Genomic DNA, 250 nt, shown 5'->3' on the forward strand with positions numbered 1-250 from the left:
GGCAGGAGCAACGGATTGTGATGATCATCAGGGTGATTGGTCCGGCTTAAACGGCAAAGCGGTATTGCTGTCCCGACCTTATACGTTCGCGCTCTGTGATGTGACCTCTGAAAATGGAAAGACAGATTTCTCCGGCACGTCCAGCGGCGGATCGGGCTTTGCGGCGGCGGGTGATAAATTCTCAGTCACCTTTAAACCTGTGATCTGGACGGAAGATGCAGTGATACCGGATCAAAGTGGAGACGGTCTC

The 250-nt window shown here is 53.2% G+C and carries 1 protein-coding gene; it reads left to right on the forward strand.

Going from position 1 to position 250, the window contains the following annotated elements:
• Positions 1 to 250 (forward strand): DUF6701 domain-containing protein (locus ACYP03_RS27245; protein WP_459782837.1); only part of this gene is annotated, 250 nt, incomplete at both ends.

Source organism: Photobacterium sp. R1 (assembly GCF_054600795.1).